Annotated in this window: 17 protein-coding genes and 3 pseudogenes; 13 read left to right on the forward strand and 7 right to left on the reverse strand. The window is 68.9% G+C overall.

Annotation, left to right across the window (positions count from 1 at the left end):
• Positions 1 to 22: 22 nt before the first annotated feature.
• From OJJOAM_RS23350 to OJJOAM_RS23365, 4 genes and pseudogenes are all read right to left on the reverse strand, one after another.
• A pseudogene (locus OJJOAM_RS23350) lies at positions 23 to 848 on the reverse strand (alpha/beta fold hydrolase).
• A 316-nt stretch (positions 849 to 1,164) separates the two neighbouring features.
• A pseudogene (locus OJJOAM_RS23355) lies at positions 1,165 to 1,969 on the reverse strand (metallophosphoesterase family protein).
• A complete protein-coding gene (locus OJJOAM_RS23360) occupies positions 1,966 to 2,946 on the reverse strand; it encodes a diacylglycerol/lipid kinase family protein (protein WP_422650017.1) in 981 nt (326 codons plus the stop codon). Before OJJOAM_RS23360 ends, OJJOAM_RS23355 begins: the two are co-directional and overlap by 4 nt.
• Before the next feature lie 105 nt (positions 2,947 to 3,051).
• A complete protein-coding gene (locus OJJOAM_RS23365) occupies positions 3,052 to 3,576 on the reverse strand; it encodes a YybH family protein (RefSeq protein ID WP_422650018.1) in 525 nt (174 codons plus the stop codon).
• Positions 3,577 to 3,684: 108 nt separating this feature from the next.
• On the opposite strand from OJJOAM_RS23365, the gene OJJOAM_RS23370 reads away from it, so the two are divergent.
• Complete coding sequence (locus OJJOAM_RS23370) at positions 3,685 to 4,689, forward strand: LysR family transcriptional regulator (RefSeq protein WP_422650019.1); 1,005 nt, start codon at positions 3,685 to 3,687, stop codon at positions 4,687 to 4,689.
• Between the two features lie 30 nt (positions 4,690 to 4,719).
• On the opposite strand, the gene OJJOAM_RS23375 is transcribed toward OJJOAM_RS23370, so the two are convergent.
• Positions 4,720 to 5,691 (reverse strand): TIGR03571 family LLM class oxidoreductase, encoded by a 972-nt coding sequence (locus OJJOAM_RS23375; protein ID WP_422650020.1) that lies wholly within the window; start codon positions 5,689 to 5,691, stop codon positions 4,720 to 4,722.
• Between the two features lie 97 nt (positions 5,692 to 5,788).
• Entirely contained in the window at positions 5,789 to 7,186 is a 1,398-nt protein-coding gene (locus tag OJJOAM_RS23380; protein ID WP_422650021.1) for a sensor histidine kinase, read from the reverse strand.
• Between the two features lie 122 nt (positions 7,187 to 7,308).
• On the opposite strand from OJJOAM_RS23380, the pseudogene OJJOAM_RS23385 reads away from it, so the two are divergent.
• From OJJOAM_RS23385 to OJJOAM_RS23410, 6 genes and pseudogenes are all read left to right on the forward strand, one after another.
• Positions 7,309 to 7,747 (forward strand): annotated as a pseudogene (locus tag OJJOAM_RS23385) (helix-turn-helix transcriptional regulator).
• A gap of 160 nt (positions 7,748 to 7,907) precedes the next feature.
• On the forward strand, positions 7,908 to 8,318 hold the full coding sequence (locus OJJOAM_RS23390; RefSeq protein WP_422650022.1) for a VOC family protein: 411 nt from the start codon (positions 7,908 to 7,910) through the stop codon (positions 8,316 to 8,318).
• 437 nt (positions 8,319 to 8,755) lie between these two features.
• Positions 8,756 to 9,373 carry a (2Fe-2S)-binding protein gene (locus tag OJJOAM_RS23395; RefSeq protein WP_422651040.1) on the forward strand — a complete coding sequence of 206 codons (618 nt, stop codon included), beginning with the start codon at positions 8,756 to 8,758 and terminating at the stop codon, positions 9,371 to 9,373.
• On the forward strand, positions 9,370 to 10,515 hold the full coding sequence (locus tag OJJOAM_RS23400; RefSeq protein WP_422650023.1) for an FAD binding domain-containing protein: 1,146 nt from the start codon (positions 9,370 to 9,372) through the stop codon (positions 10,513 to 10,515). Before OJJOAM_RS23395 ends, OJJOAM_RS23400 begins: the two co-directional genes overlap by 4 nt.
• Complete coding sequence (locus OJJOAM_RS23405) at positions 10,512 to 12,806, forward strand: xanthine dehydrogenase family protein molybdopterin-binding subunit (protein WP_422650024.1); 2,295 nt, start codon at positions 10,512 to 10,514, stop codon at positions 12,804 to 12,806. Before OJJOAM_RS23400 ends, OJJOAM_RS23405 begins: the two co-directional genes overlap by 4 nt.
• Positions 12,807 to 13,033: 227 nt before the next feature.
• Positions 13,034 to 13,792, forward strand: a complete 759-nt coding sequence (locus OJJOAM_RS23410; RefSeq protein ID WP_422651041.1) for a MetQ/NlpA family ABC transporter substrate-binding protein — start codon at positions 13,034 to 13,036, stop codon at positions 13,790 to 13,792.
• Positions 13,793 to 13,829: 37 nt separating this feature from the next.
• On the opposite strand, the gene OJJOAM_RS23415 is transcribed toward OJJOAM_RS23410, so the two are convergent.
• The gene (locus OJJOAM_RS23415; protein WP_422650025.1) at positions 13,830 to 14,702 is read right to left on the reverse strand and encodes an EamA family transporter; all 873 of its coding nucleotides are present in this window, start codon (positions 14,700 to 14,702) and stop codon (positions 13,830 to 13,832) included.
• 190 nt (positions 14,703 to 14,892) lie between these two features.
• Between OJJOAM_RS23415 and OJJOAM_RS23420 the strand changes: the two genes are divergently transcribed.
• The 6 genes from OJJOAM_RS23420 to OJJOAM_RS23445 all read left to right on the forward strand — a co-directional run bounded on the left by OJJOAM_RS23420 (position 14,893) and on the right by OJJOAM_RS23445 (position 22,315).
• A complete protein-coding gene (locus OJJOAM_RS23420) occupies positions 14,893 to 15,558 on the forward strand; it encodes a LysR family transcriptional regulator (protein ID WP_422650026.1) in 666 nt (221 codons plus the stop codon).
• The gene (locus tag OJJOAM_RS23425) at positions 15,453 to 15,782 is read left to right on the forward strand and encodes a LysR substrate-binding domain-containing protein (RefSeq protein WP_422651042.1); all 330 of its coding nucleotides are present in this window, start codon (positions 15,453 to 15,455) and stop codon (positions 15,780 to 15,782) included. Before OJJOAM_RS23420 ends, OJJOAM_RS23425 begins: the two co-directional genes overlap by 106 nt.
• A gap of 169 nt (positions 15,783 to 15,951) precedes the next feature.
• Positions 15,952 to 16,497, forward strand: a complete 546-nt coding sequence (locus OJJOAM_RS23430) for a sigma-70 family RNA polymerase sigma factor (protein ID WP_422650027.1) — start codon at positions 15,952 to 15,954, stop codon at positions 16,495 to 16,497.
• Positions 16,498 to 16,616: 119 nt separating this feature from the next.
• A complete protein-coding gene (locus tag OJJOAM_RS23435) occupies positions 16,617 to 17,603 on the forward strand; it encodes a FecR domain-containing protein (protein ID WP_422650028.1) in 987 nt (328 codons plus the stop codon).
• Between the two features lie 210 nt (positions 17,604 to 17,813).
• Positions 17,814 to 20,207 (forward strand): TonB-dependent siderophore receptor, encoded by a 2,394-nt coding sequence (locus OJJOAM_RS23440; RefSeq protein ID WP_422650029.1) that lies wholly within the window; start codon positions 17,814 to 17,816, stop codon positions 20,205 to 20,207.
• 65 nt (positions 20,208 to 20,272) lie between these two features.
• Entirely contained in the window at positions 20,273 to 22,315 is a 2,043-nt protein-coding gene (locus OJJOAM_RS23445; protein WP_422650030.1) for an enterochelin esterase domain-containing protein, read from the forward strand.
• The last annotated feature ends 88 nt before the right edge of the window (positions 22,316 to 22,403 follow it).

Genomic DNA, 22,403 nt, shown 5'->3' on the forward strand with positions numbered 1-22,403 from the left:
GCCAGGGTCGTCGAGGCTGGAATCAAGCCGTGATGAAGTCCAGCAGATCCGCGTTGATGATGTCCGCATGCGTGGTACACATGCCGTGCGGGAAGCCCTCGTAGACCTTGAGGGTGCCTTGCTTCAGCAGTTTGACGGACAGCAAGGCCGAGTCGGCGATCGGGACGATCTGGTCGTCGTCGCCATGCATGACCAGCGTCGGCACGTCGATCGACTGCAGATCCTCGGTAAAGTCGGTCTCCGAAAACGCCTTGATGCCGTGGTAGTGCGCATTGGCGCCGCCCATCATGCCCTGCCGCCACCAATTGCGTATCACGCCGTCCTGCGCCGTCGCCCCCGGCCGGTTGTAGCCGTAGAACGGCCCGCCGGCGACATCGAGATAGAACTGGGCGCGGTTGGCCGCCAGCTGCTGGCGGAAGCCGTCGAACACCTCGACCGGCAGTCCGCCGGGATTGGCTGGCGTCCTGACCATCAGCGGCGGCACCGCACCGATCAGCACCAGCTTGGCGACGCGTCCCTTGCCGTGGCGGGCGACATAACGGGTGGCCTCGCCCCCCGCCCGTTGAATGGCCGATATGGACCGCGTCGCGCAGATCCAGGTGCTCCACCATCGCGGCAACGTCCGCGGCATAGTGATCCATGTCGTGGCCGGTTGCCGCCTGCGTCGAGCGGCCGTGGCCACGCCGGTCATGGGCGATGACGCGGTAACCCTTGCCGAGGAAGAAAAGCATCTGGGCGTCCCAGTCGTCGCCGCTCAGCGGCCAGCCGTGGTGAAAGACGATCGGCTGCCCCTCACCCCAATCCTTGTAGAAAATCTCGATGCCATCCCTGGTCGCGATCATGCCCATGGTGTTGCTCCTTTCGGCTTGCTGGCTTTACCCCGGCTTTGTGAAGGGCGCGAGCATCGCCGCGGGCCGACAGCGCTACGGGCGTGCAATGACCGCAGGCCAGTCGCGAAGAAGCGAAGCGGAACGGTTTGGGAGAGCTCGGGCTGAAGTCGATCGGGTCGACGGCATCCTCTTTCCGCCCGATCTGGTGTGACAGGAAGAGTAGTCATTGAGCGGCCCATCGGCAAGGACCCCGATCCGTACCGGTGACGGTACGGGCGCGGCGTGATCGCGCGATCGTCATGCCGCGAGCAAGCCGGCCGATTCCCGACCACCCTTACCGGCTGAGTTCGAGGACCTTGTTATCCACGGTGACGAACGCCCCGCCGCGCGCGTCGTAATCCCACCGCTGAACGCGGCAATGGAGTTTTCCATCTCCAACGTGGTGCTCGATCACGTTCACCGAATTGGGGATGGATCCGCGCACCCGGTGCGATACTGCCGTGCCGGCTTGTACCGCCCAGGCACGGCGGCCTGAATTCGTCGGCAGCGGTACCACATACGGCAGGTGGATATGCCCGCCCAGCACCATATCGGCGCCCGCATCCACCCACGCCGGTACCGCCGCATCGCGCCCGATCAACAGATTGGCGGTATCCGACTCGACGACGGCGCGCACCGGCTGGTGCACCACGACCATGCGCAGCTGCTCGGACCGCGCCTGCCGAAGCTGCGTGCAGACGCGGTCGATCTGCTCGCGCGACACCTCGCCGTTCTTGTGTCGCGATGGCCTGGTGGTATTCACGCCGATGGCGAGGACCCGTTCATTGCTGAAGACGGGTTCCAGCGTCTTGCCGATCGCGCGCCGGTAGCCGCCGTACGGATTGAGGATCCGGGCCGCCACGTTGAAGAGCGGAATATCGTGATTGCCGGGGGATGACGAGCGTCGGCAGTCCCAACCTGGTCAGAAACGCGCGCGCCGCGGCGAACTGGCCCGTTCTCGCCCGCTGCGTGATATCGCCGGACAGCACGACGACCTCCGGCATCAGCTCGTGTGCCAACGCCAGCACGGCCTCCACAACCGGCGCTTGCTCGGTACCGAAATGGGTGTCGGACAGGTGCAGGACGCGGGCCGCGCTCATGAGCGATCCAACCGGCTCGTATCCCGCGGAACCAGCAATTGCAGGCGCTTCGGAGACACCGAGAAATGCAGCGGCGTGCGGGTCCAGTGAATCTCCCCGTCCATTGCCACCTTGATGCGCCGGCGGCCGCGAACGCGCACGGTCAGCGTTTCAAAGCCGAAGCTGATCACGCGCGACGCATCGCCGAGCCGCCCCATCGCGCCCATCAGCAGCAGTCCGTACAGGGCCAGCGTGCCCACCGGCTTTGCCAGCATCGCCACCAGACGGCCCTCTTGCAGATGGGCGGCTTCCGGAATGCCGATCTGCTCCAGCTGCAGGCTGTTGTTGCCGACCACAAGCGTCGGGGTCCGCAGCACCTGCTGCTGACCGTGCGATAGCAGCTCGAGCGTCAGTTGCGCGGGCGTGCGCATCAGCGTGACGAGCGCCGACAGCAGCGCCACCCAGCGCCGCCGGCCGAGCATCTGCTTGTAGACCTCGCGGTCTTCCAGCAGCTGCGGATACAGCCCCAGGCTGGCATTGACGAGGAACGGCCGCCCATCGAGCAGACCGACCTGTACCGGTTCGATGCGGGCATCGAGCAAGCTGGCCACGGCCTCGTCGGTTTCCCGCGAGATCCCATAGGTCCGGCCGAAGTAATTGAACGTGCCGCGCGGCAGGATGCCGAAAGGCAGCCCCGTTGGCAACACGGTTGCCGCCACCGCGTTCAAGGTTCCGTCGCCACCCACTGCGACCACCACGCCGTTGGCCTGTCTCGCGCGCTCGACGGCCATCTCGGCGACCTGCGGCAATTGTTTGGGCCGATCGACCGTGAAGATGGTATAGACGCGTCCCGCCTGGTCCAGTCGTTCCTCGATCTTCCTTCGCGTCTCCACGGCATCTTCACTGCCGGAGCCGGCGTTGAAGACGATGAAGAGCGGTTCATTGCCGGACAAGGTGGCAACGGACTCGGCGTTTGGGGAAGCGTCGGGGTTCGGCATGGGGAGAAGATACCTTTGGCCGCGAACCACGACAACCCGCGCTTGCAGCGATCGCCGGCTGCCGATTCGGCGGGCCGCGCATAGTTGGCGCCCATCGCCGCCCGCTCAGGCCCCCCGAGCGAGCGCCGCCGTCCGCTCCAGGCTGAGTTCGCGCACCAGCGGATCGGCATGGCGGTGGGCCAATTGCCATTCCGATCCGTGCCGCCGATAGACCTGCGTGACGCGCAACGACCAGTCCTGCAGAGGCAGGCCGTGGACCTCGCCATGCTGCCTCTCGACAAAGACCAGCACCACGAGGTCATCGGAAGCGTATGTCTGCGCGAGCTCCAGCTTCGCGTCGCCGTTGCGGAACAGCGTGGACATCCGCTCCAGGCGCTCGGGGCTGCCATCGAAGCCATGGTTCACCGGCCCGCCGAACGGCTGCATCAGGGTGAAATCGTCGGCCAATCGGACCAGCCGGAACCAGGTCTCCATCTTGCCGGCGTTGAACGCCCTGGCCTGGTCCTCGGTGCGCTGGATCAGCGCATCGAGCGTCGCCCCGCCGGTCATGGCAACGGGTTTCCCGCTGCGGTTGCCGGTGCCGGGGCCGGTGCCTTCGGGCGGTATGGGCTTGTCGCTGATCGCTGGCATGGAGAGCTCCTGTTCGTCGGCTCGCGGCCTCATCGGGGCCGGCGTCTTGCCGGTTGGCCGGATTTTCCGCTTTCAGGGCGCTGAAGCCAGCGATATGATTTCAGCAATATGCTGAAGCAGATCGATCTCTCTCGGGCCGACCTGAACCTGTTGGTGCTGTTCGAAACGGTGATGGAGGAACGCCATGTCGGGCGCGCCGCCGAGCGGCTGCGCCTGTCGCCGTCCGCCGTCAGCCATGGGCTGCGCCGGCTGCGCGGCCTGCTTGGCGACCCGCTGTTCCTGAAGACGCCGCGCGGCGTCGTGCCCACCGCGCGTGCGATGGAACTGGCGGCGCCCATCGCCGACGTGCTGACACGCATTCGAAGCGTGATCGACAGCGCGGCGCCGTTCGACGCCGGACGCTCGACCCGCCGCTTCACGATCGGTGCGCCCGACGCCGTGTCGGCCGTCTTCCTGCCTCCGCTGTTGACGAGACTGCGGCAGTCCGCGCCGGGCATCGACATCTGCATCCGGCAACTGCTGCCGCGCCAAGGCGAGGCGTCGCCGGGCCTGGCCTGGCGCGACGCCCTTGCCGACCTGGAAGCGCGCGCCATCGACATCGCCGCCATTCCGCACGACGATGTCCCGGCACGCTTCGCCCGGCACACGCTCTACGAGGAAGACTTCGTCATTGCCATGCGTGCCGGACACCCGTTGCGGGCTGCCCCCACACTCGGGAACTACTGCGCGATGCAGCATCTGGTCGTGTCTCACGCGGGTGACCCGCATGGTTTTGTCGACAACGTGCTGGCGCAGCACGGCCTGGCGCGGCGCGTCTCGCTGACCGTGCCGGACTTCATGTTCGCGCTGGCCGTACTGGCGCAGACCGATCTCGTCGCCGCCCTGCCCCGCCGCTTTGTGGAAATGCATGCCGCCAGGTTCGGCGTCGTGTGGGTCGATGCACCGGCCGCGTTCGGAGACTTCAAGATCAGCCTTGTCGTGCCAACCGTCGCGATGATGGACGCGGGTGTGGCGTGGCTGGTCGCCGCACTGCGGTCGATCGGTGAGGCGCCCCCGATACGGCGCCCGGATGAAAGACCAGCGGTCAGGCGTCGCGGTACGACCGGAAGGTAATCGCGCAGCCCAATTCGGTACCGTACGCCGTCACCGGTCCTCCGCCCCGTGGAACACCGGCAATACGGCTTGCGCCAGTTCGTCGAGCACTTCTTCGACCGGCCGCTGCGAATTGGTGATGTTGAGCGCCACGTGATGGACGCCGGCGGCGCGCATCTCTTCGAGGATGGCAACGAGAGGCTGCGCGCCCGTCCGGTATCCAAGATTCAATGCCGTCGGCGGTTCCAATGCGTTCTCGCTCAATTCGAGGCGGACCGCCACGCCGAAGGCGCGGAAACGTCCCGGCGCGGAGCGCTCGCAGGCCGCGCGCCACATGCTGTGCCGGTCCCGCTGGGTAGCGGGATCGCGGTGGTAGGTCATCCAGCCGATGGCATGCCGGGCGATCCAGTCCACGCTCTGTCCGCCCGAACCGACCGCCAGCAATGGCACTGCGCGCTGCTGGCGCGGCAGCAGGTAGAACGCGGTCCCATCGTCGGCCTCGCGATCCGGCACCACACGCGACGGCAGCCCGACCGCCGCACCGACGACCGCCCAATGCTGGCGGAACAGCTCCCGCCGCGCGTTGCCGTCCTGCCCGAACGCCGCGTATTCGGGCGGACGATCGCCGGAGCCAAGGCCGAGAACAAAGCGACCTCCAGACAGCTCCTGCACGGAGATCGCCGCCTTGGCGATATGCAAGGGATGGCGCAATGGCAGGACCACCGCACCACTGACCAGCATCGCGCGGCGCGTGCGCGTGGCCAGTCCCCCGAGGAACACCCAGGGATCGAGATGGCCGATCGGGTCGGGATAGTCCGCGCTGTTGAGCGGCACGTCGCGGACCCACAGGGCACGGAATCCCGCCGCATCCGCCCGCTGGGCCAGATCGAGTTGCGCGGCATAGTCGGGCACCGCCTGTCCCTCGCGAAGCAGCGGCATCACGAGGCCGATCGACAGTTCGTGCTCGCGAAAGAGCGCGGGCGCGGCGCTCTGCTGAAGCGGCGAGGTGCTGAAGTCGGACATGGTCCATCCATCAGGGGTTGGTCTCCGACGGATGATGCCACGCGCCGCAGCGCGCTGCCCTTCGGTGGTATCGCGTTCGGACAGACGCCCCGTCATGTCATGCGGTGGCCGGCGTGGCCGGATTCGCCGCGGGGGGCGCGGTTCGCAGCGGCAATACCACCCGCGCCACCAGTCCCGGCCGGCCATCCGCACGTCCCATCAGATCGACGCGGCCGCCGAGATTGCCTGCAATCGTCTGCACGATGGCGAGCCCGAGCCCGCTGCCCTCTTCGTCGGTCGCGCCGCCGCGATAGAAACGCTCGAAGACCCGCGCACGCGCGGCCTCGGGAATGCCCGGCCCGGTGTCGGCCACTTCGATCACGACATCGCCCTTGCCATTGCCATTGCCGTCGCCCTTGCCTTCCCTTTCGTCGCGGCGCACGCTCAGGTCCACCCGCCCTCCCCGGCCGCCATACCGGATGGCATTGTCGGCAAGGTTCTTGATCAGCATGCGCAGATCCGTCTCCGTGGCGGCGAGCCGCACGTCGTCGAGCCGCTCCACGCCCAGGTCGACGCCGCGGTCGATCGCGAGCGGCAGCAGGTCGGTCACGACATCGGTGACGACAGCGGCCACCGCCACGTTATCGAGCGCGCGCGGCGTGCCGATTTCCGCGCGGGCCAGTTCGAGCAATTTGGCGATCAGCGTGCCCGTGCGCCGGATGCCGCGTCGCAATTCTTCGAGCTGCTCGTCGATGTGGTCGCGCGGGGCGTGGATCAGGTTCTCGACCTGCAATTGCAGGGCGGTCAGCGGCGACCGCAATTCATGCGCGGCATTCGCGATGAAGCTGCGCTCCGTGTCGATCAGCCCGGATAGCCGCACCATCATCCGGTTGACCGATTCGAGAAAGGGCCGCAGTTCCTCCGGCGCCGTGCCGGTATCGACGGGCTCCAGGTGGTTCAGGTCGGCCTGCGCCACGCGCTCGCCGATCACGCTCAATGGCCGCAGCGCGTCCCTGACGCTGACGCGGATCGCCCACACCAGCACCGGCAGCAACACCACGACCGGAATCGCCGCCCATGCCGCCACCCGCCGGGCATTGGCCGTGCGAACCGCTCGCTGCTGGGCAATCTGCATGTAGGCATCGCCGGCCTGCAGCGCAAACACGTCCCAGACGATCCCGCCGGCCTCCACGTCGGAGAAGCCCAGCTGCGCCTTTGGAAGCAGCACCCATGGCGCGCTGCTGTGTCCCGGCCGGACGCCGTCCCCCGCCCCCCAGGTCTGCACCAGCACGGGCGGCGCCGGCGGCGGCTTGCCGTGCGACGGCGCCGGTATGGCGGGCGGGGCGGCCTGGATGGCGGCGGCAGCCTGTCGCAAGTCCTCGTTGAACTCGCTGGCCAGCTGGCGGACGACGGTCCAGGCGCCGAACGCGCCCAGAAATCCCACAAGAAGCGCGAGACTGCCGAGCGACAGGCTCAGGCGGCGGTGCAGCGATCCGATGGCGGCAGATTTGGCCATGTCCGACTCCAGTCGAGTTCACGACTGAAGTGTGGGCGATCGGCTCTCCGATGCCAATTCATGCGCGCCGATCCGGGCAGGCGCCGATTGAGCCTGCCCGGCGGGCATGGCAGCATACGGCGATGCCCGCCGCCCCTCCCGCCACTTCCGCCGACACCGTCCTCCGTGACCTCGCGCGCCTGCGCCGCGTCCGCGATCGCATCGACCGTGATTACGTCCAGCCGTTGGACGTCGAAGCGCTGGCCCGGGGCGTCCATATGTCGGCGGGCCATCTGAGCCGGCAGTTCCGGCTGGCCTATGGCGAATCGGTCTATTCCTACCTGATGACCCGACGCATCGAGCGCGCGATGGCGCTGCTGCGCCGCGGCGACCTGAGCGTGACCGAGATCTGCTTCGCGGTCGGATGCTCGTCGCTGGGCACCTTCAGCACCCGCTTCACCGAGCTGGTCGGCGTGCCGCCCAGCGTTTTACCGGCGCGATTGCGCGAGCCAGGCCGAGGGCATCCCGTCCTGCGTCGCCAGGCAGGTGACGCGACCGATCAGGAATCGAGAAGCGCGGTAACAGGCGTCCGACTAGACTGCCGTGCAGGGTCCGGACCCCGCCGTCACAACCGCGAGATCGCAACGATCGCGACACCCGAGACGGCCGCGACAACCGCGGCAACCGTCACAGCCGCGACAACCGCGGCCAAACGCCTGATTGCCTACCACGGAGACTGATCTTGGATATCACCATTCATTCGACCTTCCTGCCCCACGCCGACCCGGAGGCCTCGCTGGCCTTTTATCGCGACACGCTGGATTTCGAGGTCCGCAAGGATGTCGCCTTCAACGGTCACCGCTGGATCACCGTTGGCCCGAAGGACAAGCCCGAGACATCCATCGTGCTGTACCCGCCCAACGCCACGCCCGGTGTCACCGACGAGGAGAAGCGCACCATCGCCGAGATGATGGCCAAGGGCACCTTCGCGATGCTGCTGCTTGGCGCGAAGGACCTGGACGCGGTCTTCCAGCGGCTGCAGGACTGCGACGCCGAGATCGTCCAGGAGCCGACGGACCAGCCCTACGGCGTGCGCGATCTCGGCGTGCGCGATCCGGCCGGCAACATGATCCGGATTCAGCAGCGCAAGTAAGGCCCGATGGGCGTGGGGGCCGGCCCGCCGTCGCGTCGGGCCGGCCACTTCGCCGCGGGCTCCCCTTCCGGTGTGGCCAATGCCAACCGGGCGGGCATCCCCCGGCAACGATCGCCGTTTTTTCCCACCGTTTTTTCCAACTGCTACCCGCCAGGATTGCATCGCCGCGCCCATACGCACCGGCCCGCACCGGCTCGAGCGGGCCCGCGCCGGCCCCAACGCCGGTCGCGGATGTAGCACGGCGCACGTTTACCTCCGATTCCGTACCCGCACGGCGGCCTGCCGCCGGTCCCGCCGCCTTGGCGCAGCCCTTGCGTGGCCGCCCAGAGCGCTCCGCATTCGCCGGGGCGCCGATGGTGAAACACGGAGGACCGACATGCTGGCACCCGAGCCCAAACCGATCACCGCCTCCCCCGGACCCGAACCCGCCGCGCGCCCTGCCCCCGCGGCTGCCGGTACGCCTGCGCATCAACGGCGCGGATTACACGCTGCACGTCGAGCCCTGGGTCACGCTGCTGGACCTGCTGCGCGAGCAACTCGACCTGACCGGCACCAAGAAGGGCTGCGACCACGGCCAGTGCGGGGCCTGCACGATTCTTGCGGACGGGCGCCGCATCAACGCCTGCCTGGCGCTGGCGGTGGCCTACGACCAGGCCGACATCACGACCGTCGAAGGACTGGCCCGGCTGTCCGGCGACGCGCGCGGGCTGCATCCGCTGCAGCAGGCGTTTATCGAATGCGATGCCTTCCAGTGCGGCTATTGCACGCCGGGCCATCTGTGCTCGGCGGCGGGGCTGATGAACGAAACGCCTCCCCGCAACGTGCCGGAGATCCGCGAGCGGATGAGCGGCAACCTGTGCCGTTGCGGCGCCTATCCGCAGATCGTCGAGGCCGTGTCGCGCGTGGTGCTGAACGGGCACGGCACGGCGCGAAGCGAAGGCAAAGACGAAGGCGAAGGCGACCGCACGGCGGCCGGCGCAACCCCGTCATCGGCGTCATTGGAGGCGGCACCATCGACGCCATCGTCATCGACGCCATCGGAGCCGACGCCATGAACCCGTTCCACTACGAACGCGCCGACACCGTGCCCGCGGCGCTCGCCCTGATCCATGAAGCCGCCGAGCGCGCAGAGGGCAACGCCTCCGCACGCTGCCTGGCGGGCGGCACCAATCTGGTCGACCTGATGAAGGTCGACGTGATGCGCCCCGTCGCGCTGGTCGACCTGGGCCTGCTGCCGCTGGCCGAGATCGAGGAACAGCCCGACGGCAGCCTGCATCTTGGCGCGATGGCCCGCAATGCCGACACCGCGGAGCATCCGCTGGTGCGCGAGCGCTATCCGCTGCTGCGCGCCGCCATCCTGGCCGGGGCCTCGCCGCAGATCCGCAATATGGCGACCAACGGCGGCAACCTGCTGCAGCGCACGCGCTGCTACTACTTCTACGATGCCGGCGTGCCGTGCAACAAGCGCGCGCCGGGCACCGGCTGTCCCGCCGCGACGGGGCTGGCCCGCCAGCACGCGATTCTCGGCGCCAGCGAGCATTGCATCGCCACCCATCCGTCCGACATGTGCGTCGCGCTGGCCGCGCTGGACGCGACCGTCCACGTCGAATCGGTCAACGGCACCCGCGAGATTCCCTTCGGCGAATTCCATCGGCTGCCCGGCGACCGGCCGGATGTCGATACCACGCTGGCGCCCGACGAAATCATCACGCACCTGTCGCTGCCGCCGGCACAGGCCTTTGCGGGCCACAGCTGCTATCTGAAGGTGCGCGAGCGGGCATCGTACGCGTTCGCGCTGGTGTCGGTGGCGGCGGCCCTCGATCTCGGTCCCGACGGCCGCATCCGCGCGGCCCGGCTCGCGCTCGGCGGCGTCGCCCACAAGCCCTGGCGGGACACCGAGGCCGAGGGCTTGCTGGTCGGCAAGCCGGCGGACGCCGAAGCCTTCGCCGAGGCGGCCCGCTTCATCCTGCGCGAAGCGCGTGCCTGGGGCGGTCCCGCTCTGCCGGAAAGCTGGCCGGCTGGCGTGACGGAAGGCTTGGCGGAAAGCCTGCCGGACGGGTTGCCCGAAGGCGGCCCCAACAACGCCTTCAAGATCCCACTGGCCGAGCGTGCCATCGTGCGCGCCCTGGAAATGGCGGCAGCCGGCATCCTGACCAACACCGGCCAGGACGCCTACCGCGAGGAGACGCTGGCATGACCAAGACCGTGCTCGAACCGATCGACGAGAATCAGCAGCCGATGGCGGCGCCCGGCTCCGGCCAGTCCGGGATCGGCACGCCGACGCCCCGCATCGACGGCGTCGCCAAGGTGACCGGCCACGCGCGCTATGCGGCCGAACATCCGGCGCCGGACCTGGCCTATGGCGTGGTGGTCAACAGCACCATCGCGCGCGGGCGCATCGTGTCGATCGACGCCAGCCGCGCGTTGGCGGTGCCTGGCGTGCTCGACGTGATCACGCACGAGAACCGTCCGAAGGTCCGTTCGCTGCGGCTCTTCTACAAGGACATGACCGCGCCGGCCGGCTCGCCGTTCCGGCCGCTGTATGACGACGAGATCCACTACAGCGGCCAGCCGGTCGCGCTGGTATTGGCGCAAACCTTCGAGCTGGCGCGCTATGCCGCGATGCTGGTGCAGGTCGAATACGAGGCCGCGCCGCACGAAACCAACCTGCTGGCGAACCTGCAGCACAGCCATGAGCCCTCGTCGCTGAAGGCCGGCTATTCGCCCACGCCGAAGCCCAAGGGCGACGCCGACGCGGCCTTCGACGCCGCGCCGATCAAGATCGATGCCGAGTACTACGCCGGCGTCGAGCACCACAACCCGATGGAGATGCACGCCAGCACCGTGATCCGCGACAGCCGCGGCCACCTGCTGATCCACGACAAGACCCAGGGCTCGCAGAACTGCCGGTGGATGGTCTCGCGCGTGTTCGGCCTGCCCAAGCGCAAGGTGGTGGTGCGCAATCAGTTCGTCGGCGGCGCCTTCGGCTCGGGCCTGCGGCCGCAGTACCAGCTGCTGGTGGCGGTGATGGCGGCGCTGAAGCTGCAGCGCTCGGTGCGCGTGGTGCTGACGCGCCAGCAGATGTTCACCTTCGGCCATCGCCCCGAAACGTGGCAACGCGTCCGGCTCGCCGCCGACACCGACGGCCGGCTGAAGGCCGTGATCCACGAGGTCGCGGCGGAGACGTCCCGGCACGAGGACTACGTCGAGGTGGTCGCGAACTGGTCCGGGCAGCTCTACGCCAGCGAGAACGTCCGCCTGGAATATCGGCTGGTCGACCTGGACCACTACACGCCGATGGACATGCGCGCACCGGGCGCGGCCCACGGCGTGCATGCGCTGGAAGTGGCGATGGACGAGCTGTCGTACGCCGTCGGCATGGATCCGCTGGCGCTGCGGCTCGCCAACTACGCCGAGCGCGACGGCAACAAGGGCCTGCCCTTCTCGACCAAGTCGCTGCGCGAATGCTACGAGGAAGGGGCGCGGCGCTTCGGCTGGGACAAGCGCCCACCGCAGCCGCGCTCGATGCGCGACGGCCATGAATGGGTCGGCTGGGGCATGGCCACCGGCACCTGGGACGCGATGCAGATGGCCGCGCGCGCCAGCGCCACGCTGCATGCGGACGGCACGCTGGAGGTCGCCAGCGCGGCCAGCGACATCGGCACCGGCACCTATACCGCCATGACGCAGATCGCCGCCTCGGCGATGGGCCTGCCGCTGGAGCGCGTGGTGTTCCGCCTGGGCGATTCGGAATTGCCGTTCGCGCCGATCGAGGGCGGCTCCTCGCACGTGGCGACCGTCGGCTCGGCGGTCGATGGCGCCTGCGAACGCCTGCAACGGCAGCTCTGGCGCCTGGCGCGGGGCCAGCGCAACGGCCGCTTCCAGGGCTGCAGCTTCGAACAGGTGGCGTTTCGCGACGGAATGATCTGCCTGCGCGCCGATCCCGCCGTCGCCATGCCGCTGACCGAACTGCTGTCGGCCCACGGCAAGGCGCAGCTCGGCGTGCGCTACCTGCTGCTGCCGAACCTGGCCGAGCAGAAGAAGACCGTGCGCGCAGTGCATTCGGCCGTGTTCTGCGAGGTGCGAGTCGACGAGGCGCTGGGCCTGGTGCGCGTCATGCGCGTGGTCAGCGCGGTGGCCGCCGGCCGCATCGTCAATCCGCTGACCGCCCGCAGCCAGGTGATCGGCGGCGTGGTCTGGGGCATCAGCCAGGCGCTGCACGAGGAAACCCATGCCGATCATGCGCTGGGCCGCTTCATGAACCATGACATCGCCGAGTACCACGTGGCCGCCAACGCCGACATCCGCGACATCGACGTCGTCTTCATCGAGGAGGACGACCGCATCGTCAGCCGCATCGGCGCCAAGGGCGTCGGCGAGATCGGCATCGTCGGCGTCGCGGCCGCGATCAGCAACGCGATCTTCCATGCCACCGGACGCCGCCTGCGGACGACGCCGATGACGCCGTACAAGGTGATGGCGCGATAGATCGCCCACCGCCGGACGCATTCCGTTCGTTGCGCATATGCGCTCGCCGCATATGCGCATGCCAATTTGCAGCTTCGCTCCCGTCTTTCCCGTCCCTACAATGGGCCGGCATGTTTGCCGGCGCCGCCGCGCCGTTCCAGAACAGAATCGAGAACCAACGGGAGAAATCGATGCGAGTCGCAAGCCGAGTCCGGATACTGGCCACCCTGCTGCTGGCCTTTGGCGCCATGCAGTCCGCCAGCGCGGCGGACCCTGACAAGAAGGAAATCCGCTTCGGTGCAACCGCCGGCCCCTATGCCGACCAGATCCGCCATGGCATCAAGCCGATCCTGGAAGGGCAAGGCTACAAGGTGACGATCGTCGAGTTCAGCGACTACGTGCAGCCGAACCTGGCGCTGGCCGATGGCGCGCTCGATGCCAACGCCTTCCAGCATGCGGTCTACCTGAAGACGTTCTCGGCTGATCGCAAGCTGCAGTTATCGGAGGTGGTGCAGGTACCGACCGCGCCGATCGGCATCTACAGCCGCAAGCACAAGGCACTGAGCGACGTGAAGCCGGGCGCCACCGTGTCGCTGCCGAACGACCCGACCAATCTGGCACGCGCCATCGCGATCCTGCAGCAGATCGGCTGGGTCACGCTCAAGCCCGGTTCGGACCCGATCCGCGCCTCCGAGCGCGACATTGCGGGCAATCCGCACAAGCTCAAGCTGGTGCAGCTCGAAGCGGCCCAGCTGCCCCGCTCGCTCGACGACGTCGACTATGCCTTCGTCAATGGCAATTTCGCGCTGGCATCGGGCCTGAAGCTGACCTCGGCGCTGGCGCTGGAGAAGATTCCCGACTACTACATGAACCTCGTCGCCGTCAAAACCAGCGACCTGAACAAGCCCTTTGTGGCCGATATCCGCAACGCCTACCGTTCGGCCTCGTTCAAGGCCGTGACGCAGCAGCGTTTTGCGGGGTTCGTCGTCCCGGCGTACCAGAAGTAGCGCAATCAGCAGCGGCCCAATCAGAAGCAGCGCATCGTCAAGGCCGCCCCGCGCTCGCGGGGCAGCGTGGCAGCAGCAGTGGCCGGGCCACGATGGCCATCAGCGCCAGCCAGATCAGCGAGAGCGCGATCACCGTATTGGCCGACACCGGCTGCCGGTAGACGAACGTGGCGACGATGAACTGGGTGGTCGGCAACACGAACTGCAGCAGGCCGTTCATCGACAGCGACAGATGGTTGGCCGCATACGAGAACAGCATCAGCGGGATCGCGGAGACCAGCCCGGCCATGGCCAGCGCAGCGAGGTGCAGCGTGGACATGCCTGCCGGCAAGGCCAGCGTCATGTCGGAGAACATCAGCGCCAGGCCGCAGCCGATCGACAGGAACACCGTCTCCATCAGCAGGCCGCTGACCGCATCCAGCGGCGTAAACCTCTTCAGGCAGGCATAACCGCCCCAGCTGATCGCGGCCGTCAGATAGAGCCAGTGCTGCAGTTCGCCGCTGCGCAACAGCAGCAGCGCGATCGCGGCCGCGATCACCAGTAGTGCCGCGGCGACGACCTTGTCGACCTTCTCGCGAAACACGATCACGCCGGCCGCGATCGAAATGCACGGCGCCGTCAGATAGCCCAGGCCCGTTTCGACGACATGGCCGTGGCAGATGAAGACGGCCCAGTTCACCACCACCAGGCACGAGGCCGCGACATGCAGGGCCAGCACGCGCGGCCCCAGCTTGCTGCGCAATGCCCGCAAGCGCCCGGTCAGCCAGAGGATGGCCAGCAGCGTCGTCAGCGAAATCAGGATGCGGTAGCCGACCAGCGTCGTCGGCGCGATGCCGGCCAGCAGCCGCCAATACAGCGACGACGCGCCAAACACGACGTTGGCGGAAACGCCGGCCGCCGCTGCTGCCATGCCGTTGGGAAATCCGGGACACGATAGGGTCATGTACGTCAGCCTCGTCGATAGGTGGGGGAGCGCTTGCGGCAGCCGTGCGCACGGCGCGGTGCAGCGCCGGATGCAAGGTCTCTTCATCCCCACTGTAGGGCCGCCGATCCATCGCGTAAAATGAATTGTCCCGAACCGATCATTCGGAGAAATCGATATGCTGGAATTGTCGGACCTGAAGACCTTCGCCGCGGTCGTGCAGGCGGGCGGCATCAACAAGGCCGCCGAATCGCTGCATCGCGCGCAGTCGAGCATCACGGTGCGCATCCAGCAGCTGGAAGAGAAGCTCGGCGTCACGCTGTTCCATCGTGACGGCCGCAAGCTGCAACTGTCGCCGGCCGGCAAGGTGCTGATGGACTATGCGGAACGGCTGCTCGATCTGGCCGACGAGGCGGCCGAGGCCACCCGCAACGACCGGCCCAGCGGCACGCTGCGGCTCGGCGCGATGGAAAGCACGGCAGCGGTCCGCCTGCCGCAACCGCTGGGCCTGTTCCACGAGATGTATCCGGACGTCGCCCTGGAGCTGTCCTCCGGCGACCCGGCAGAGCTCGCCGAACGGGTCATCGATGGCACCCTCGATGCGGCGCTGACCACCGATCCGGGGGGCGGACAAGCGCCTGCATGCGATGCCGATCTACGAGGAGGAACTGGTCATCGTCGCCAATGCCGACCATCCCCCCGATCGCGTCGCCGAAGGACATTCCCTCCAAGACGATCCTGGCCTTTCCGCGCGGCTGTCCGCATCGCCGCTGCCTGGAGGACTGGTTTGCGCGCTCGCGCACCGCGCCGCGGCGCGTCGTCGAGGTCGGCTCCTACCATCTGATTCTCGGCTGCGTGGCGGTCGGCATGGGCGTCGCGCTGGTGCCGCGCAGCATCGTCGGCATCTACAGCGAGCGGGCCCGCCTCAGCCTGCATCCCTTGCCCGCCAAATCCGGCCGCATGGTGACGCGGCTGATCTGGCGCAAGGACGCCGCGGAGGCGAACATCCTGGCGCTCTCGCGGGTACTGCTCAAGGGCAAGACGGGGCCCTCCGCCGGACGTTCATAGCATGCCCCTATATTGCGAATAATTATCATTTAGCGATAGAATCCCGCCCTTGCGTGCCGCGGAGCGCACCATCGGCTGCGCCAGGCGGCACGGCCGCCCCCTCGCGAATGACCGCGGGCCCGCCCCAATCCGACCACACCCTCGCCGATTCTTGTCGGCCCGTCTTGCCATGTCCGCCGCCGAGCCTGCGCTCCATCTGGAGCCCAACCAGCAACTGAACCGGGAAGTCCAGTCGCTCTATTGCGACCACCATGGCTGGCTCAAGGGCTGGCTGCGGCGGCGCATGGGCAGCGCGGCCGATGCCGCGGACCTGGCGCACGACACCTTCCTGCGGCTGCTGGCCCGCGACGCGCCCATCGCCGCGCGGGAGCCGCGCGCGCTGCTGGCGACGGTGGCCCACGGGCTGGTGGCCAATTTCTACCGCCGCCAGCAGATCGAGGACGCCTATCTGGCGGCGCTTGCCGCCCTGCCCGAAGCACAGGCGCCGGACCCGGAGACGCGCGCGCTGGCGATCGAGTTGCTGGTCGAGATCGATCGGCGCCTCGACGGCCTGCCGGCCCCGGTGCGCCGCGCCTTTCTGCTGTCCCAGCTCGACGGCATGCCGCAGGCCGAGATCGCGACGCAGTTGTCGGTCTCGATCGCGACGGTGCAGCGCTATCTGGTCAAGGCGATGCATCAGTGCTGCTTCGCGGCCGACGCCGCGCAGGCGGGCTGAACGGATGCGCTGAACGCATGGCAGACGACACACGCTCGCCCCCACAGCCCGGAAGTCCAGCAAGGTCCACGCGCGCGCCGAATACGAATGCCACCGCACCGCTCGACGAAGCGGTGACGATGCGCGCGACCGAATGGCATATCGCGCTGATGGGCCCGGACGCCAGCGACGCGCAGCGGCTGGCCTGCGCGCGCTGGCGTGCCGAACATCCCGACCACGAACGGGCCTGGCAGCAGCTGCAGGGATTAGGCCAACGCCTGGCCGCGCTGCCCCGCGCGGCGGCGGCGGCCGCGCTGTCGATGCCATCCTCGGCGCCATCCTCGCCACGACAGCGCCCCGGCCGGCGGCGTGCATTGGCTTTGCTCGGCACCGCCGTGGTGGCCGCGGGAGGCTGGCAGTGGGCGACACGCGGCGGCGATCAGCAAGCGCGCGGCATCTACCGGGCCGCGGGCAAACGGCGCAGCCTGACGCTGCCCGATGGCAGCGCGCTGGAAATGAATGCCGACACCGAGGTCGCGGTCCGCTTCGGCGCCGCCGAGCGCCGGCTGGTGCTGCTGTCGGGCGAGATTGCGGTGGCGACCGCTCCGGATGGGGCCATGCCAAACGGACATGGCCGGCCATTCCGCGTGCAGACCGCGCACGGCCTGCTGCGTGCGCTGGGCACCGAATTCACCATCCGGCAGGACGCCGACCGCAGCTGGCTCGGCGTGCAGCAGGGCGCGGTGGAGATCCGCCCAGGCCATCCCGACGGCATCGTGCCGGGCGACGCGCCCTTCCCCACCGTCCGGATCGTGCAGGCCGGCCAGCGCGCGATGTTCGACCGCGATGCCGTCCAGACGATCGAACCGTCCGATGCCGCCGATACCGCGTGGCGGCACGGCATGCTGGTCGCGGCGGACATGCGGCTCGACGAGTTTCTGCAGCGCCTGAGCCGGCATCGGCCGGGACATCTGCATTGCGCGGCCGAGGTCGCGGCGCTGCGGATCTCCGGCGTCTATCCGCTGGACGACACCGAGCGCGTGCTCGACGCCCTGCCCCAACTGCTGCCGGTCGAGGTCTGGCGGCTCACCCGCTATCTGGCCGGCGTGCGGGCCCGGACGGGCTGATCGCGACACCCGCACGAACTTTTTTTGCCGGCATGTGAGGGGTTTTCCGGTTTCGCGTGGCCTACGAGATGAACCCTCTCTCTCCAAGCCCTCATGCGACAAGGAAATTCCTCGATGGGTCCTGATTTTTCCCACCGCGCCACGGTGCCGGGCACCGCTTCGCGCCACCCCGCTCTCCCGCGTTGGCGGGGCCGTCAACTGGCCATCGCCGTGGCGCACGCCCTGGCGGTCCTGTCGGCCGGCGCGGCATCGATGGCGCCCGCCCACGCTCAGCAGGCGACCGCCGCGGCCGCCAGGACCTATGCCATTCCGGCCGGGGCCCTGCAGCCGGCGTTGACGCGCTTCGGCGTCGAGGCCGGCGTGATGGTGTCCTTCGACGCCGCCGACGTCGCCGGCCGCAGCACCGCGGGCCTGCAGGGACGCTACGGTCCCGCCGACGGGCTGGCGACGCTGCTGCGTGGCAGCGGGCTCGATGCGGTGGCGATCGACGGCGGCTACGCGGTACGCAAGCCGGCCGTCAATGCCGACGCCAACCTCGGCAGCGAGACCGGCGTGATGCTGCCCGCGGTCACCGTCGCCGCGACGCGCACCGGTGCGGAAGACCTGCCGGCCGCCTACGCGGGCGGCCAGGTGGCGCGTGGCGCGCGCCTGGGCATGCTGGGCAATACCGAGGCGATGGACGCGCCCTGGAGCAACACTGCCTATACCGCGCAGACCATCGAGGACCAGCAGGCGAAGACCGTCGCCGACGTGCTCGCCAACGATCCGACCGTGCGCTTTACCACCTCGTCGGGCCATATCTACGAGAACTACACGGTGCGCGGCTTCGAGATCGGCTCGAACGATCTCGCGCTGAACGGCATGTACGGCCTGGCGCCGTTCGGCCATGCACCGACCGAATTCGTCGAGCGCGTCGAGGTGCTGCGCGGCCCCAGCGCCCTGCTGACCGGCATGGCGCCCAGCGGCGCGATCGGCGGCGTGATCAACCTGGTGCCCAAGCGCGCGGCGGCCACGCCGCTGACCCGGCTGACCGCCAGCTATCTGTCGGCAGGCAACGGCGGCGCGGCCATCGACCTGGGACGGCGCTTCGGCAACGGCAAGGAATTCGGCGTGCGCTTCAACGGCGCCTACGACAATGGCCGCACCGGGCTCGACGGCCAGTCCAAGCGCCGCGCGCTGGGTGCGCTGGCGCTTGATTACACCGGCGAGCGGCTGAGGCTGACGCTCGATGCCTACGCCAACGAGGAAGACGTGCGCAACGGCAGCGCCTGGATGGCGTCGTTCGCCACGCCGGTGGTACCCGAGCCGCCCAAGGCCGGCACCAATATCCTGCCGGGCACCTTCGGCAAGCTGAAGAACCAGGCCGCGGTCGCGCGCGGCGAGTTCGACCTGAATGACGACTGGACCGCGTACGCCGGCATCGGCGCGCTGAACTACCGCTATTCCGGCTTCATCAACGGCACGCGCGCCAACGGCATCCGGCCGAACGGCGACTACACCGGCTACACCTACCATCAGCGCGGCTTCACCGACTCGGTGTCGGCCGAGGCCGGCCTGCGCGGCAAGGTCAGGACCGGCCCGGTCGAGCACCGGCTGGTGCTCGGCTATACCGCGCTGACGATGCGCACCGGCACGATCAATGTGGCGAGCCGCGCGTATACCTCGAACATCTACGACCCCGTGCCGCCGGTTCTCGCGCGCGACCCGGGTGCCGCGCCCAAGACCAGCGATACCACGCTGACCAGCATCGCGCTGGCCGACACGATGGCGTTCGCCGACGACCGCGTGCTGCTGACGCTGGGCCTGCGCCATCAGCGCGTGCAGGCCGAAAGCTTCAATGCCACCACGGGCGCGCGTACCGCGGACTACGACCAGGACGCGGTGACGCCTTCGGTCGGCCTGGTGTTCAAGCCCTGGGGCCCGTCGCTGTCCCTGTACGGCAACTACATCGAGGGGCTGAGTCAGGGCGACACGGTGACCGACGTGACGGCCGCCAACTACCAGCAGGTCTTCGCGCCGTACAAGACGAAGCAGATGGAGGCCGGCGTCAAATGGGACACCGGCAGGCTGACCAATACGCTGAGCGTGTTCCAGATTACGCGGCCGAGCCTGATCCGCGACGCGGTCTCCAATACCTACAGCCCCGACGGCGAACGCCGCCACCGCGGTGTCGAATGGACCGTGCAGGGCGAGCTCGCGCGCGGCGTGCGGGTGCTGGGCGGGGTCGCCTATACCCGCGCGGTGCTGACGCGCACCGCCAACGGCGCCTGGGACGGCAATAGCGCCTATGGCACGCCGCAGTGGGCCGCCAATCTCGGCGCCGAATGGGATCTGCCCTGGGTGCCGGGCCTGACGGTCTCCGGGCGGGCGACCTATACCGGCTCGCAGTACGTCAATACGGCCAATACGCAGCGCATCGACAGCTGGACGCGCTACGACATCGGCGCGCGCTACGTGACGAAGATCGCCGGCAGGCGCACCGCCTTCCATGCGAGCGTCGAGAACCTGCTCGACAAGAGCTATTGGGCGGGCTCGTTCAACGATGGCTATGTGACGATGAACGCCCCGCGTCTGTTCAAGCTGTCGACCACGGTGGACTTCTGATGCGCAGCCAGTCAAGCCATTCCAGCCATTCCAGCCATTCCAGCCATCGTCTTCTGACCGCGCTGATGCCGGTTGTCATCGCCGCTGCGTTCCCGACCGCGCAGGCGGCCACGTCAGCGATGTCGGCGATGTCGGCGATGGCGGCCACGCCCCGCAGCGCTTCGGCTGCCGCCCCTGCCGCTGTCACCGAGGCGGAGTTGACCGTCGGCAAGCCGTTGACGCTGCCGTGGCGCCCGGGCTCGGTCGCCGCCCGCCTGCGCCTGCAGGCCGGCGATTTCGTGCAGGGTTCGCTGGCCGGGCCGGCGGCCACGCTGGACCTGACCGACGACAACGGCAAGCACGTGCGCCGCCTGCTCGGCAGCAACACGCTGTCGCGCGGCTTCCTGTTCGTCGCGCCGGGCGGCGGCTGGTATCGCTTCGTCGTCGATACCCGCGACGCCGATCGGCCGGGGTCGGTCGGCCGCGTGCCCTCGGCACCAGGCGCCGATGCGAAGGACGCGGCGGTTGCCACGCAGACGCTGCGCATCGACCGCGTCGTGCCGCGGGCCGCGCAGCAGTCGTCCCAACCGCCTACCGAATCGTCGGCTCAATCGTCGGCTCAATCGTCGGCTCAATCGTCCGCGCAAGCGCACACGCGATCGCCGGCGCGATCCCTCACGCAACCATCGGCCGCAAGCGCGCCCGACAGCCCGCGCCTGCGCCAGCTCGCGGCCGAGTTGGCCCGGGGCGGCGATACCGCGGCCTTCTGGCAACGCGTCGCCCGCGAGGGCACGCCGCTGATCGAGCCGCTACCCGAACCATCCGAACCAAGCGAACCGTCCGAGCTCTCCGAACGCTTCGAACGCTCCGATGGCGATCAACCGCCCGATGGCCATCGCCGGCGCAGCGCCGCCGCAGCCCATCCCCAAACCCCGATGGTCCTCGCCACCTTCCTGTGGCGCGGCGCCGAGCGCGGCGTCCGTCTGCTGGGCAGCCCGGCCGGCGACCACGACGACCTGTACCGCCTCGGCAACAGCGACGTCTGGTATCGCAGCTACCGCATCCCCGCCAGCACCCGCCTCAGCTATCAGCTGGCGCCCGATGTGCCGGCGCTCGATGCCGAGCCGATGCAGCGACGGCGGGCGATCCTGGCCACCGCCCAGCGCGACCCGCTGAATCGCCGGGCATTTCCGGCGGACGGGATCGATGTCTTCCAGCAGAAGTCCGTGCTGGAGCTGCCCGCCGCCCCTCCTCAGCCATGGATCGCGCGCCGCGCCGGCGTGCCGGCCGGCACGGTCACGCGCCACCGGATCGAGAGCCGTCTGCTCGGCGAAACGCGCGAGGTCTATCTGTACCGGCCGGCGCCCGCGCAAGCGGGGCACCCGGCGCCCGCGCGACCCGGTTCCGACGAGGCGTCCGGCGGCAACGACGCGCTGCTGGTCGTCTTCGATGCGCACGCCTACCTGACCCTGGTGCCGACGCCGACGATCCTCGACAACCTGATGCACGACGGCCTGCTGCCGCGCACCGCGGCGCTGATCGTCGCCAACCCCGATGCCCAGGCGCGCGCCACGCAATTGCCGCCGAATCCCGCCTTCGCTGACTTCCTCGCGCAGGAGCTGCTGCCGTGGGCGCAGTCCCGTGGCGTGAAAACGGACTCCGCCAGCACCGTCGTCGCGGGCTCGAGCTATGGCGGCATCGCGGCGGCCTATGCGGGTCTTCGGCATCCGGAGCGCTTCGGCCTGGTACTGAGCCAGTCCGGCTCCTACTGGTGGGCGCCGGGCGCTTCGCCGGCGGCGCCGCCGGCCCAGCCCGGCTGGCTGATACGCGAGTACGCCGCGGCGCCGAAGCTGCCGCTGCGCTTCTATCTGGAAGCGGGCCGGTTCGAGCAGGGGCGCGGCGCGGTCGATATCTTCCATACCACCCGCGAGATGCGCGACGTGCTGCGCGCCAAGGGCTATCCGGTCGCGCACGCCGAATTCGCCAGCGGCCACGACTACCTGCAATGGCGCGGGACGCTGGCCTGCGGGCTGCTGGCGCTGATCGGCACGGAGAAGGCCCGCGACGGCTTGCGGGCCGGCGGCGCGCTGGCCGGCGCTTGCCCGATGGAGGGGGAATCGGGCGAATGACACAGGTCATTCGCCCTGCCACGCTGCAGCTGGAGCCAGGAGCCAGGAGCCAGGGGCTCCAGCTAAAGCTACGAGCCAGGCGCCAGGC

The organism is Cupriavidus sp. H18C1 (genome assembly GCF_049311595.1).
GTDB lineage: Bacteria > Pseudomonadota > Gammaproteobacteria > Burkholderiales > Burkholderiaceae > Cupriavidus > Cupriavidus cauae.

Coding starts and splice junctions, on each gene's coding strand:
- OJJOAM_RS23360 (WP_422650017.1), bottom strand. CDS start 2,946: ATGCCGAACCCCGACGCTTCCCCAAACGCCGAGTCCGTTGCCACCTTG.
- OJJOAM_RS23365 (WP_422650018.1), bottom strand. CDS start 3,576: ATGCCAGCGATCAGCGACAAGCCCATACCGCCCGAAGGCACCGGCCCC.
- OJJOAM_RS23370 (WP_422650019.1), top strand. CDS start 3,685: ATGCTGAAGCAGATCGATCTCTCTCGGGCCGACCTGAACCTGTTGGTG.
- OJJOAM_RS23375 (WP_422650020.1), bottom strand. CDS start 5,691: ATGTCCGACTTCAGCACCTCGCCGCTTCAGCAGAGCGCCGCGCCCGCG.
- OJJOAM_RS23380 (WP_422650021.1), bottom strand. CDS start 7,186: ATGGCCAAATCTGCCGCCATCGGATCGCTGCACCGCCGCCTGAGCCTG.
- OJJOAM_RS23400 (WP_422650023.1), top strand. CDS start 9,370: ATGAACCCGTTCCACTACGAACGCGCCGACACCGTGCCCGCGGCGCTC.
- OJJOAM_RS23405 (WP_422650024.1), top strand. CDS start 10,512: ATGACCAAGACCGTGCTCGAACCGATCGACGAGAATCAGCAGCCGATG.
- OJJOAM_RS23410 (WP_422651041.1), top strand. CDS start 13,034: ATGCAGTCCGCCAGCGCGGCGGACCCTGACAAGAAGGAAATCCGCTTC.
- OJJOAM_RS23415 (WP_422650025.1), bottom strand. CDS start 14,702: ATGGCAGCAGCGGCGGCCGGCGTTTCCGCCAACGTCGTGTTTGGCGCG.
- OJJOAM_RS23420 (WP_422650026.1), top strand. CDS start 14,893: ATGCTGGAATTGTCGGACCTGAAGACCTTCGCCGCGGTCGTGCAGGCG.
- OJJOAM_RS23430 (WP_422650027.1), top strand. CDS start 15,952: ATGTCCGCCGCCGAGCCTGCGCTCCATCTGGAGCCCAACCAGCAACTG.
- OJJOAM_RS23435 (WP_422650028.1), top strand. CDS start 16,617: ATGCGCGCGACCGAATGGCATATCGCGCTGATGGGCCCGGACGCCAGC.
- OJJOAM_RS23445 (WP_422650030.1), top strand. CDS start 20,273: ATGCCGGTTGTCATCGCCGCTGCGTTCCCGACCGCGCAGGCGGCCACG.